General features: G+C 63.9%; 9 protein-coding genes and 2 pseudogenes. 9 read left to right on the top strand and 2 right to left on the bottom strand.

The annotated features are described in order from the left end of the window. A pseudogene (locus RHBS_RS19020) lies at nucleotides 1–331 on the bottom strand (hypothetical protein); the annotation flags it as partial. A gap of 202 nt (nucleotides 332–533) precedes the next feature. Here RHBS_RS19020 and RHBS_RS19025 point away from each other — a divergent pair. The 8 genes and pseudogenes from RHBS_RS19025 to RHBS_RS19060 all read left to right on the top strand — a co-directional run bounded on the left by RHBS_RS19025 (nucleotide 534) and on the right by RHBS_RS19060 (nucleotide 7,296). After that, nucleotides 534–1,822 (top strand): annotated as a pseudogene (locus RHBS_RS19025) (adenylosuccinate synthase). Nucleotides 1,823–2,247: 425 nt separating this feature from the next. After that, nucleotides 2,248–2,796, top strand: a complete 549-nt coding sequence (locus RHBS_RS19030) for an alternate-type signal peptide domain-containing protein (RefSeq protein WP_121872203.1) — start codon at nucleotides 2,248–2,250, stop codon at nucleotides 2,794–2,796. 9 nt (nucleotides 2,797–2,805) lie between these two features. After that, on the top strand, nucleotides 2,806–3,366 hold the full coding sequence (locus RHBS_RS19035; RefSeq protein WP_121872204.1) for a hypothetical protein: 561 nt from the start codon (nucleotides 2,806–2,808) through the stop codon (nucleotides 3,364–3,366). Then, the gene (locus tag RHBS_RS19040; RefSeq protein WP_121872205.1) at nucleotides 3,363–3,962 is read left to right on the top strand and encodes a signal peptidase I; all 600 of its coding nucleotides are present in this window, start codon (nucleotides 3,363–3,365) and stop codon (nucleotides 3,960–3,962) included. The genes RHBS_RS19035 and RHBS_RS19040 overlap by 4 nt, the downstream gene beginning before the upstream one ends. Continuing rightward, complete coding sequence (locus RHBS_RS19045) at nucleotides 3,959–4,468, top strand: hypothetical protein (protein WP_121872206.1); 510 nt, start codon at nucleotides 3,959–3,961, stop codon at nucleotides 4,466–4,468. The genes RHBS_RS19040 and RHBS_RS19045 overlap by 4 nt, the downstream gene beginning before the upstream one ends. Then, nucleotides 4,468–5,100 carry a SipW-dependent-type signal peptide-containing protein gene (locus tag RHBS_RS19050; protein ID WP_121872207.1) on the top strand — a complete coding sequence of 211 codons (633 nt, stop codon included), beginning with the start codon at nucleotides 4,468–4,470 and terminating at the stop codon, nucleotides 5,098–5,100. The genes RHBS_RS19045 and RHBS_RS19050 overlap by 1 nt, the downstream gene beginning before the upstream one ends. 3 nt (nucleotides 5,101–5,103) lie before the next feature. After that, a complete protein-coding gene (locus RHBS_RS19055) occupies nucleotides 5,104–6,711 on the top strand; it encodes a signal peptidase I (protein WP_237669425.1) in 1,608 nt (535 codons plus the stop codon). A gap of 144 nt (nucleotides 6,712–6,855) precedes the next feature. Further along, the gene (locus RHBS_RS19060; protein WP_128646232.1) at nucleotides 6,856–7,296 is read left to right on the top strand and encodes an LGFP repeat-containing protein; all 441 of its coding nucleotides are present in this window, start codon (nucleotides 6,856–6,858) and stop codon (nucleotides 7,294–7,296) included. A gap of 68 nt (nucleotides 7,297–7,364) precedes the next feature. Here the strand turns inward: RHBS_RS19060 and RHBS_RS19065 are convergent, their stop codons facing one another. Continuing rightward, nucleotides 7,365–7,889, bottom strand: a complete 525-nt coding sequence (locus RHBS_RS19065; protein WP_128646233.1) for a methylated-DNA--[protein]-cysteine S-methyltransferase — start codon at nucleotides 7,887–7,889, stop codon at nucleotides 7,365–7,367. 91 nt (nucleotides 7,890–7,980) lie between these two features. Here RHBS_RS19065 and RHBS_RS19070 point away from each other — a divergent pair. Then, the coding region (locus RHBS_RS19070) for a PLP-dependent aminotransferase family protein (protein ID WP_145977545.1) at nucleotides 7,981–9,284 on the top strand (1,304 nt) is incomplete at its 3' end.

Raw genomic sequence — 9,284 nt, forward strand, 5'->3', positions numbered from 1 at the left:
GGGGCGTGCTCGACGCTTTTCCTGTCAGTGCGACTTTGGCGGCACGGGACCCGGTCCCGAGTTTGTAGATGTGGGCGGCGTTGGTGGCGGTCTCCGGTACGAACGCGACTTCGACGTGCAGACGGTCGGTGCGCATCAACCTGGTGAGAACGGCGGCCAGCGAGGCATCGTCGCCCAACACGATGATGCGTGGTGCGGGGGCGGATTCGATGTCTGCGAACAGCGCGCTGCAGTCGTCGTCGGTCGGTACGGCATCGGCGTTGCGCAGTGGGACGTCGGTCAGCGTGATCGGCAACGGCGGGTTTCCGCACTGCAGAACGAACGGTGTCACGGCGCTCCTAGATCTTCGGTGAACCCTCGAACGACCATAGTGCCCTCGTTTCGGCTCGACCGTAGCGGCATGCGGGCCAGCTCACCGCCTCGGCTAGACTGTTCTCCCGGCCACTGTCGCGCCTGCGACAAATGGTGACGGCTGCGTTCGATCGAGCAATATTTGCAGCACGTCCTCGCACGAAAGCAACGTAGGAGAGCACATGCCGGCGATAGTCCTGATCGGCGCCCAGTGGGGCGACGAGGGCAAAGGCAAAGCCACCGACCTTTTCGGCGAACGCTCCAGTGGGTCGTTCGTTACCAGGGCGGCAACAACGCCGGCCACACCGTGGTCCTTCCGAACGGTGACAAGTTCGCGCTGCACCTGATCCCGTCGGGAATTCTCACGCCCGGCGTGAAGAACGTCATCGGCAACGGCGTCGTCGTAGACCCGGGTGTGCTGCTCACCGAGCTCGACGGTCTCGAAAAGCGCGACGTCGATACGTCGAACCTGCTGCTCAGCGCCGATGCGCACCTGATCATGCCGTACCACGTGGCCATCGACAAGGTGACCGAGCGCTTCCTCGGAGCCAAGAAGATCGGAACCACCGGCCGGGGCATCGGGCCGTGCTATCAGGACAAGATCGCTCGCGTCGGCGTCCGCGCAGCCGATGTGCTCGACGAGAAGATCCTGACCCAAAAGGTCGAGGCTGCACTGGAATTCAAGAACCAGGTGCTCTCGAAGATCTACAACCGGCGGGCTCTCGACTCGCAGCAGGTCGTCGACGAGGTGCTCGAGCAGGCCGAGGGCTTCAAGCACCGCATCACCGACACCAGGCTGCAGTTGAACCTGGCACTGGAACGCGGCGAGACGATTCTGCTCGAGGGATCGCAGGGCACCCTGCTCGACGTCGATCACGGCACCTACCCGTACGTCACGTCCTCGAATCCGACTGCGGGCGGCGCGTCGGTCGGTTCCGGTATCGGCCCCAACAAGATCGGGACCGTCCTCGGCATCCTGAAGGCCTACACGACGCGTGTCGGCTCGGGTCCGTTCCCGACGGAGCTGTTCGACAATCACGGTGAATACCTGGCCAAGCAAGGTGGCGAGGTGGGTGTCACCACCGGTCGTGCTCGACGCACCGGCTGGTTCGACGCCGTCATCGCGCGCTACGCCACCCGCGTCAACGGCATCACCGACTACTTCCTGACCAAGCTCGACGTGCTCTCGAGCCTGGACACGGTGCCCATCTGTGTCGCCTACGACGTCGACGGCGTCCGGCACGACGAGATGCCGATGACACAGACCGGTTTTCACCACGCGAAGCCGATCTACGAAGAGATGCCCGGTTGGTGGGAAGACATCTCCGGTGCCCGCACGTTCGAGGAACTGCCGATCAACGCGCAGAACTACGTCCTGCGTCTCGAGGAGCTCTCGGGTGCGTACATGTCGTGCATCGGAGTCGGACCGGGCCGCGACGAAACCATCGTTCGGCGGGACATTCTGCGGTAGACAGCTCTGCGAAATTTCACGCCCCGAGGCCCACGGCCTCGGGGCTTTTTCGTACCTCGAACCGTGCCGTGGCAGCCTGCTTGGACAGCGGCGTCGAAACAGCGACAGTGGCCGGAAAAAGCTTTGAAAAGGTGTCGCCACCGCCGTTCAAAAGCGGCACACCAGCGGTGATCTTCTGGTAGTCAAGACATTTCGTGTCCACTACTGCTTTACATCAAATGTTCATGTGTAATCCTGGAGTTCGAAATATGCAGTCAAAAAGACTCCTGGACTTTTACCATCGCTTGGGTAACGGACCGGACGGTCGTTGCGAAACAATGGATATCGCACCCAGTTGCGGAGGCCCACATTCCGGCCGACCGACCCACATCGGGTCACCTCCCCCTCGGCCTCACGAACAAGGCCACCGAAGAAAGCGACAACGAATGAACAAGGCAACCAAGGGCGCCGTAGCTGCGGGGGCGGCAGCTGTACTGCTGCTCGGCGGTTTGGGATCCTACGCACTGTGGCAGGACACCGAGACCGTAACCGGAGGTGAGATCAACTCCGGCGAACTGAACTTCGCCCCGGTCCCCGGAACGGCGGCCTGGACCGAGACCTCGGTCACGCCCAACGCGGATCTCGGAGCCGACCCTTCCGGCTTCCTCATCGTGCCGGGCGACGTTCTCGAGTACTCGACTCAGTACACGGTCGATTGGGCAGGAGACAATCTGCGAGCCTCCATCACGGCGGACTTCACCGCGGTCGGTGGCGACACGGCATTGGCGGCCGCGCTGGACACCGAGGTGTCGGTGAACGGTGGTACATCGTTGCCCAACGGATCCGCCGTCGACCTTCCGTTGACGACGTCTCCGCAGACCATCTCCGTCGAGGTGACCATCACGTTCGACGAAGACACGGCCGGTCTGATCGCCCAGAACGAGAGCGTCGACCTCAATGCCTTCACCCTGACGCTCGACCAGGTTCGTCCCTGATCTGTTGCGGTGACGAACAAGCACGGTCGTTATTGGGCGCTCGCAGCCGCGTCCGTCGCTGTGGTGGTCTTCGGATCAGCACAGTCGACGGGCGCGCTGTGGCGTGACGAGCAGATCGTTGCCGGCGGGACCATCAACTCCGGCACCTTGGACATCGAGGTCGGCCCGAACGGAGCGGAAGTGAACGATTACGTTCTCGCTGCACTCGGTTCGGCCAATCTCGGACCGAACGGTTTCTCGCAGGCACCGCTGTCGATTCGGAACTCCGGCAACGTACCGTTCGACTTTCGGCTGCAGGGAACCACGTCGACCGGAACAGTCCCTCTTGTCTTGACTGCGACAATTGTTGCGGCCGAGACGAATTGCCCGGCGTCAGGTACACCGACGGGTCCGACGACACAGTTGTACAGCGGAAGTGCCAGTGGCGCGCAAGCTCCGGTGCCACCGGCGGCCAGACTGTTGGCCGCAGGTGCCCGCGAAGTGTGGTGCTTTCGGCTCGCCGTCGGTGCCACTCCACCGCAGAGCGCGTCGTCGACGGTGACGTTCTCGTTCCGGGCGGACCAGACATGAATGCCGACGACGACACGGACGTGATCGACACCGTGACAGACGTGTCCGAGGAGAACCGGACCGGTGTCTGGTGGTGGGTGAGCCGGATCGCGTCGTACACGCTCCTGGCGGCGATGTTGTTCGTTCTCGGGGTGACCGTCGTCGTTCCGAAAGTCACCGGTTCGACGCCGTACACGATTCTCACCGGCTCGATGAAGCCGTCGTACCCACCGGGAAGTCTGGTTGTGGTCAAGCCCGCAGCTGCAGACGAACTCGAGGTAGGTACTGCGATCACCTATCAAATCCGTTCGGGCGAGCCCGAAGTGGTGACTCACCGCATCGTGGCGACCCAGCAGAGCGGACGAGGTATCACCACCTATGTCACACGCGGGGACAACAACGGATCCGACGACGAGAACCCGGTGCAGATCGGGCAGATTCGCGGAAAAGTCTGGTACTCGGTGCCGTACATGGGCTACGTCAACAACTGGCTCAACGGTGAACAGCGAAAGATCACAGTGACCGTCATCGTCATCGGATTGGTCGGGTATGCACTGTTCATGTTCGTCGGGGCCGGTGTCGATCGCCACCGGAGCCGGAAGGAGCAGTCGCCTTGAGACACAGCGCCTTTGTCGCCTGCACGGCCGTCTTCGCGGGCGTCGCAGTCGTGTTGTTCCTCGGTGCCGGATCGACCCGCGCGCAGACCGTCAAGTACAGCGACGACGGGAGGGAGTGGGCGTCGACCCTTCGAAGCGCATTCTTCGACAACGATATTCGGTGGGTTCCCGGAGACGCGCGTGAATCGCAGTTCCACGTGTTCAACGACACCGACCGGGACGGACGGCTCTGGCTGACCTTCGACAGCGACAACCCGGCGTTCCTCCGATCCCTGAGCGTCTCGATCGGCGGCGGCGAGCTGGCCGAATCGTGCGCGTGGATCGACCTCGCGGCCGGGCAGAAGAAGCGCATCGACGCCACGATCACGATGGCCGAAGCTGCCGGAAACGACACCCGTTCCTCCTCTGCTGCAGTCGATCTCGTTGTGCAGTGGGACAACAGCAACAGCGCCGAGTGCCCGGTGTCATCGGGTGCGCGGACGGATATGGAAGGGGCGCAGCCCTGATGTCGCGTCACAGTGACACCGCCGGTCCGAGGGCGGTTCTCCGCCGAACAGGCTCCGCGCTCATCAGCGCACGCGCCCGGGCCATCATGTCGATCGGCATCGTGCTCGGCCTCGGTGCGGTGGGAACCCTTGCTGCGTGGTCGGATACGGCGACGGCGACGTCGGGTGTGTTCACGACGGGCAGGCTCGATATCAAGGTCGGCGACCCTGCCATCGACAACAACCCGCCGGCGTTCACCACGACGCTGGCCAATCCTGCGATCTGGCCGGGAGATACCGTCGCGGCCGGGCTTCTGGTGACCAACGACGTCGGTTCGGTCGCCAATTCCTACACTATTTCTGTTCTGGCCAGCAATGCCACTCTCGGGAATCTTCTCAACTCTTCGGTGCACTCCGGTGCGCCTGTGTCCGGCGCATGTGGTGGAAGCCCGATCAGCACGGTGACGGGACTCGGAACATCGAAGGTCTTCCCCGGTCTGAATCGGTCACTGATTGCGCGGCCAACAGCCGCCATCATCGCTGGGCAGACCGATCAACTGTGCATCAGCGTGACCATGCCGGCAGGGACAGCTCAGCCCAATCCCGTTGCCACCGGCACTATCACGTACACCATCACCGCGACGTCGACGTAGATCATGTCCGATACCCACGCAGCCACCCCCATGCGATCTCGCCCGCGTCTGCTTCGCGAGATCGCTCTGACCGTCGGCGCTGTCGCCGGGCTCGTCTGTGTGCTGTTCGCACTCGCGGCCGTGTTCTTCGGCATCACCCCCTTGATCTTCCGTTCCGGGTCCATGGCCCCGGCTATCGACACCGGCGCTCTGGCGCTGAGCAAGACGACTCCGGTCGCGGACATCGAGGTCGGCGACATCGTCAAGGTGACCAACGCGTCGGGAACAGGAATCACCCACCGCGTGGTCGAGATCGGGGCGGTCGGAACCGATAGTGCACAGCTGTTCCTCAAGGGTGACGCGAACGCTGAGCCCGATGCCGAGAGCTACGTGGTGTCCGAGGCCGATCGTGTGTTCTTCAGCGTCGGGAAACTCGGCTACGCGGTCACCTGGCTCAGCGGCCCGGTCGCAGTGTTCATCGGTGGCATCGCCGTCGGCGTACTTCTCATGACCGCGTTCGGATTTCGTAGGCCGACGGTGGAGTCCCCTGCGCAGCCCGACGACGACGATCGACTGCAGGAACCGCCCAGTGGGCGGCACAGCGCCCAGGGACGCGGGACGTCCACCCTCGGTGTGGTGCTCGCGCTGGCGGCCATCTCGGCAGTGGGCATCAGTGCCTCGAACACTCCGACAACCCTTGCTGCGGGACAAGATACGGCAACGGCCCTCAGCGGCACCTTCACCACGGCCCTGCCGATTCCAGCACCGCTGTCGCTGACTTGTACGAATGCAGAGCGGGGGCTTCTCGGTGCGATTCGCTTCGTGAATCTCACCTTCCCATCACGGGGGGCGCAGTACACCTACCAGTTGACATTGAAAAAGGCTGGTGAAAACGACCGTGAGTTCGCGGTAGCCGGGACTGCTGCTACCGGGGTGGTCATCACTCAAGCAGTGGAGAACGGAGCACTCCTGCAATTGCTACCGCTGCCGCTGGCCCCGGTGCTCGACGGCGTCTACACCGCATCCATTCGAACCAAATCGGGCACGAGGTTCTCGCAGCCGAGCCCCACTGCGAACATAACGATGAACAACGGTCTTCTCATCGGCCTGGCTGCCAGTGCTCGTTGCGGAGGCACCCCGGCTGCCGCTCGCAGCGCCCCACGAGCGATCGTTCCGGAGACCACGACACAGGCCCCCCACGGCGACGTCTCCGCTTGTTCCGGACTCGACGCTCGCACCGGCCCCGACCACGACGGATCCGTCGCTCACCGAGGAGTCTCCGGCTCCGCCACCGGTCGAGGTTCCGCCGACCACGACCACCCCGTCGTCCACCACCGACACACCCGCTGCCCTACCGGAGGAGGTCACCACCCCGCCTGCTCCCGCGGCTCTGTCCGCCCCGGTGGCTTCGCCGTCGGGTGCGTCGACTGCCCGGGTCGTCGACATCGACGGCGCTCCGACTCTGCAGATCGTCGACGCCACCGGAGCAGTCCAGTACAGCGCCCCCCGCCACGTCCAGTGAGGCCTACGGCTACGGCGTCAACTGGTCGGCCGGTGATCAGCTGTGGCTACTCGGTCCCGATGAGCTCGTTCGTCTCGACGGCACCGGCGGTTCGTGGTCGCGGTCGGTGATCGATCCGGCAGATGTGGATCGGATTCCGGCGGATATTCTCGCGTTGCTGAATTAGCGCCGTCACATATATGTCCGAATCGAACTGCGCATATGCTCACCGGCGTGGATAATTGCGACCAGGTATAGCGACGGAAGGTCGAGCGATGACTAAAAATTACAACGGATTGGAAGTTTTCAGCTACCAATTCGATCGCTTCGCATACGAACATCCCTGGATCGGCGCTCAGGCCGGTGAATTCATGCTCGGCCCCGAGGGCGGGGGAATGCTCGAATTCACGCACGCTACCGTGTTCGCTCTTCCCGAAGGTGGCGCCCACGAAGTGCACGGTCCGATCCTGGACTGGTACCTCGGTCACGGGGGACCCTATGGCGCACTTGGTTATCCGATCAGCAACGAGCGTCCGACGCCCACCGGATCAGGTCGGTACAACCTCTTTCAACGCGGTGCTATCGGGTGGCTTCCGGATGTGGGTGCATTCACCATCGGTGGTCGGCGCGAAGAATCCGATGTCACCCCGGGGCCGGAAGCCGTATTGGTGTCAGCAGTCGACGCTCCTATCGCGGCTCTCGGTATATCTGCCTGAAATCCATTCTTCTTCCCCGTTTCGGGCGGTTTATTCGGTCGAGCAGTTTCAATCGTTGAGGTAGTAATTCAGAACAACGTCGGCTCGTCGAATCCCGGGACCCCTTCGATACCGAGAATCTTTTGTTTGGTATTCGTACCACCCGGTGCCGAGAAGCCGCCGACTTCCGTGCCTGCGCCGAGCACCCGATGGCACGGGACGATGATCGGCACGGGGTTACGTCCCAACGCGCCACCCACGGCCTGGGCTGCACCGGGGTGGCCGAGCCTGCGGGCGATGTGGCCGTAGGTGAGTGTCGCGCCCAGGGGAATCCCGCTACATACGGTGTACACCGAGGCGTCGAACTCCGAGACTTGGAGCAGCAGCGGAATCGGGCTCATGTCGACGGTCCGTCCATCGAGCAGGGCGACGATTCGCCCGATCGCGTCGGCCGCGAGCGCGTCGACAGGCCCTTCCGCTGCGCCGAAGCCGGTCAGGTAGTCCAACAGCGCCTCATCCGACGGTTCGGGCAGGGCGACGGCGACCACTCCGTCGTCGGTCCACGCGATGCCGCAACGGCCGATGGCGGTGTCGAAGAGCGTGCTGCTCGGCATCGGTCCATTATCCACCTGGCCCCGAGCGGCAGTCCAGTGGAATGCGCAATGGACTTGAATGTTCGAGGCCAGTGGGCGAATACTGGTGGGCATGGCTTCGAGAGTCCTCAACGCAACGTCACTGGCCCGCGATCTCGGCAGCTGGCGCGGCGACGCGTCCTCGGACGGATCCGGTAGGCGCAAGGCGTCGCGTCCGACGTATCGCGCGTTGGCCGACGGCGTTCGACTACTGATTCACGACGGTCGCATCCCGCTCGGCGTCGGTCTGCCCAGTGAGCGTGATCTGTCGGCGGCCCTCGATCTCAGTCGCACCACCATCACGTCCTCGTACTCGGTACTGCGAGACGAGGGTTATCTGATCAGCAAGCAGGGATCGCGCAGTACCGTCGCCCTCCCCGCTGCACCCACTCCCAATGGAATGTTGATTCAGTCGACTTCGCCCTCGGGTCCGGTCGTGGACATGTCCCATGCTGCGATGGCAGCGGCGGACGGCACCATGACCGCCGCGTACGAGTCTGCGCTGCAAGCACTTCCGACGTATCTGCCGACGCACGGCATGGAGCCCATCGGTCTGGCGGTGCTGCGGGAGGCCATTGCGCAACGCTTCGTCGAGCGTGGCCTGCCGACGACGGCCGATCAGATCATGGTGACTTCCGGTGCACAGCAAGCAGTTCGGCTACTACTGGGCACCTTGACCTCGCCCGGCGACCGGGTGCTGATCGATCACCCGACCTACCCCAACGCCCTCGAGGCCATCAGGCGGGTCGGTGCGCGTCCCGTTCCGGTGCCGGTACGTCCGGCCGACGGCGACTGGGATCTCGACGGGATTCGCAGTGCAGCACGGCAAACGGCCGCCAAGGTCGCGTATCTGATTCCGGACTTCCACAATCCCACCGGGCAGGTGCTCGGTGCCGAGGGGCGGGCCGAACTCGCACGCATCACCCGCGACACTCGTATGACGCTCATCGTCGACGAAACGATGGTGGACCTGTGGCTCGACGCCCCGCCGCCGCCGCCGGTCGCGTCGTTCGGGCGGGTCTCGGGGTCGGACATCGTCACGATCGGCTCGGCATCCAAGTCGTTCTGGGGCGGCCTGCGCATCGGCTGGATCAGGGCGCATCCGTCGCTCGTCTCGCAGTTGGCAGGCTCGCGGGCAGCGCACGACCTCGGCACCTCGATCATGGATCAGTTGGCGTCCTCGTTCCTGCTGCAGGACGCCGAACCCGCGCTCGAGCTCCGTCGATCGCAGCTACGTGAGCGCCGCCACGTCCTCGAAGATGCTCTGGCCGAACACCTTCCGGACTGGCGCTACCGACGCTCCGAGGGCGGCATGTCGCTGTGGTTGCAGCTACCCGCGCCGGTGTCGAGTGCGCTCGCCGCCACCGCGCCCGCATT

The organism is Rhodococcus sp. BS-15, assembly GCF_000813105.1.
In the GTDB taxonomy this organism is placed as follows: Bacteria; Actinomycetota; Actinomycetes; order Mycobacteriales; family Mycobacteriaceae; genus Rhodococcoides.